Below are 3054 nucleotides of genomic sequence, written 5' to 3'. Positions count from 1 at the left end.
TGCTGGCCTCTTCGCTGGCAAGCCAGCTCCCACAGGTGTGCGCTGATCCTTGTGGGAGCTGGCTTGCCAGCAAAGGGGGCGACACTGCCCTCAGGGGTCAGTCGCGAAAGTCCTGCCAGCCGCCCATTTCCTTCCAGCGGTTGACGATGCCGCAGAACAGCTCGGCGGTCTTTTCGGTGTCATACCGCGCCGAGTGCGCCTCGCGCCCGTCAAAGTCGATGTCGGCACTCTGGCAGGCCCGCGCCAGCACGGTCTGACCATACGCCAGGCCGGCCAGGGTCGCCGTGTCGAAGCTGGAGAACGGGTGGAACGGGTTGCGCTTCATGTCGTGGCGCGCCACGGCCGCATTGAGGAAGCCCAGGTCGAAGCTGCTGTTGTGTCCGACCAGGATCGCGCGCTTGCAGCCGTTGGCCTTGAGTGCCTTGCGGATGCCGCGGAAAATGTCGGTCAGCGCCGACTCTTCGCTCACCGCCATGCGCAGCGGGTGGTCCAGCTTGATGCCGGTGAAGTCCAGTGCGGCCTGCTCGATATTGGCGCCTTCGAACGGCTCGACGCGGAAGAAGTAGGTGTGTTCCGGGAACAGGAAGCCCTTTTCGTCCATGCCGATGGTGACAGCGGCAATTTCCAGCAGCGCATCGGTGGCGCAGTTGAAGCCACCGGTCTCCACATCCACGACTACCGGCAGGTAACCGCGAAAGCGTTCTGCCATGGGATGGCGCGAACCGCCGCCTTGACCTTCCTGGTCGTCTTCGTAATCGTCGCTCACACAGTTTCCTCCAGCAGGCGCCAGCGCAGTTGCTCACCGGCGCGCAGCGGGATGACAGTCTGCTCGCCAAAGGGCAGGCTGCTTGGGGCGGTCCAGTCTTCGCGGACCAGGGTGATACGGTCGGTGTTCGCCGGCAGGCCGTAGAACGCCGGGCCGTGCAGGCTGGCAAAGCCTTCGAGCTTGTCCAGCGCATTGCGCTGTTCGAACGCCTCGGCATACAGCTCGATGGCAGCATACGCGGTGTAGCAGCCGGCGCAGCCACAGGCGGCTTCCTTGGCGTGCTGGGCATGCGGTGCCGAGTCGGTGCCGAGGAAGAACTTGCTGCTGCCGCTGGTGGCCGCGTCGAGCAGCGCCACCTGGTGCGTGTTGCGCTTGAGAATCGGCAGGCAGTAGAAGTGCGGGCGTATACCGCCCACCAGCATGTGGTTGCGGTTGTACAGCAGGTGCTGGGCGGTGATCGTGGCGCCGACGTTGCTCGGGGCTTCGTTGACGAACTGCGCCGCCTCGGCAGTGGTAATGTGCTCGAACACTACCTTGAGCGTCGGGAAGCGTTCGACCACGCGACGCAGGTGCTCGTCGATGAACAGCTTCTCGCGGTCGAACACGTCGATCTCGGGGCGTGTCACTTCGCCGTGAACCAGCAGCGGCATGCCCACTTCGGCCATGGCTTCGAGCACCGGGAAGATCTTGTCGAGGCTGGTCACGCCCGAGTCCGAGTTGGTGGTTGCGCCGGCGGGGTACATCTTGGCGGCGTGCACGAACCCGCTGGCCTTGGCCGTGCGGATGTCCTCAGGCTGGGTGCGGTCGGTGAGGTACAGCACCATCAGCGGTTCGAAACGGCTGCCGGCCGGCCGGGCCGCCAGAATACGCTGGCGATAGGCATCGGCTTGGGCGGCGTTGCGCACCGGCGGTACCAGGTTGGGCATGATGATGGCGCGGGCAAAAGTGCGCGCTACGTCACCGACGGTGTGGGGCAAGACAGCGCCATCGCGAAGATGGATGTGCCAGTCGTCGGGACGCAGGAGGGTCAGGCGGTCGGACATTGGGGATTCCAGGCGGTTCGAACTCCCGGTGAATGCTACCGGAAAAGCCCGATCACAGCACTCGCTATCAAGTTTTGCCGAGGCTGTCCGATAGCTTGCAGGTATGCCGTAAGCAATTTGTGGAGCCGACCGTGCGCCAGCGTTACCTAGCCCTGCTCAGTATGTTTGCCAGCCTGCCGGCCGTGGCACTCACCTTCCAGACTCGCGTGGAGAACATCGAGTGGAAAGTCGAGGGCGACCAGTTCGAATGTCGGCTGATCCAGCCGATTGCCGATTTCGGCAGCGGCGAGTTCGTGCGCCGTGCTGGCGAGCAGGCGACGTTCCAGTTGCGCTCGAGCAGCAACGTGCTCGGCGCCGGCTCTGCCACCCTGCTCGCGGCCGCCGCGCCGTGGCAGCCGGGGCGTGGCGATATCAACCTGGGCTCGGTGCGCTTGGCGCGCAGTGGCGTGCTGTTCACCAGCTCCCAGGGCCAGGCCAGCCGCCTGATCAATGGCCTGCTCGACGGGCGCAGCAGCGTGGTGCGCAATTTTGCCGGCGAAGCCGGGCGCAGCATGGAAGTGCGGCTGCTGCCGGTCAAGTTCTACCGTGCCTACGCTGAGTACCAGCTCTGCGCCGCCAAGCTGTTGCCGATGAACTATGACCAGGTGCGCCAGGCACGCGTGGGTTTCCCAGGCGGCGGTATCGATCTGGATGCCGACGCACGGGCACGCCTGGACGTCATTCTCGACTTCATCAAGGCCGACCCGACGGTCAACCATATCGAACTCGACGGGCATTCCGACAACAGCGGCAATCGCCTGACCAACCGCGACCTGTCGCGCCGACGTGCGTTGGCAGTGCAGGACTACCTCGTGGCCCACGGCATCGCGCCAGAGCAGATCACCGTGCGTTTCCATGGCGAGCGTTACCCGCTGGCGGCCAACAACAATGCCGCCAACCGCGCACGCAATCGTCGGGTCAACATTCAACTGGACCGCGTGACCCCGGTCGAGAAGCCCAAGGACGTCGCCCCGGCCAAGCCGGTCGAGCCCGCTGCTGCCACCCCCGCGCCAGCGCCTACCCAGACCCCGGCTGCCCGCGCGGGCAAGCCGACGGCCTGATCGTTCGGCGCGACCATCCGTCGCGCGACGACAGTTACTGTCGCTTTGTCGTCACAAGCTGTCGCCCCACTGTAAATTTTGCGGTAAGGCCGGTAGAATCACCGGCTTTCCGTACAACCCCGTGGAGTGATGGCATGGCGGACGT

3 protein-coding genes are annotated in these 3054 nt (G+C 65.0%); 1 reads left to right on the top strand and 2 read right to left on the bottom strand.

Features of this window, described 5'->3' with window-relative positions; genetic code table 11:
* Positions 1–97: 97 nt before the first annotated feature.
* Positions 98–709: a ribonuclease T gene (gene rnt, locus G3436_RS17670; RefSeq protein ID WP_163947483.1), complete on the bottom strand. Its 612-nt coding sequence runs from the start codon at positions 707–709 to the stop codon at positions 98–100.
* Positions 710–762: 53 nt separating this feature from the next.
* Positions 763–1809: a dihydroorotase gene (pyrC, locus tag G3436_RS17665; RefSeq protein ID WP_163947480.1), complete on the bottom strand. Its 1047-nt coding sequence runs from the start codon at positions 1807–1809 to the stop codon at positions 763–765.
* A 131-nt stretch (positions 1810–1940) separates the two neighbouring features.
* Between pyrC and G3436_RS17660 the strand changes: the two genes are divergently transcribed.
* Complete coding sequence (locus G3436_RS17660) at positions 1941–2909, top strand: OmpA family protein (RefSeq protein WP_163947477.1); 969 nt, start codon at positions 1941–1943, stop codon at positions 2907–2909.
* Positions 2910–3054 lie beyond the last annotated feature (145 nt).

Source organism: Pseudomonas brassicae, from assembly GCF_010671725.1.
In the GTDB taxonomy this organism is placed as follows: Bacteria; Pseudomonadota; Gammaproteobacteria; order Pseudomonadales; family Pseudomonadaceae; genus Aquipseudomonas; species Aquipseudomonas brassicae.
Note: the sequence above shows the minus strand (reverse complement) of the source record. Positions and strands in the feature narration are given on the sequence as shown.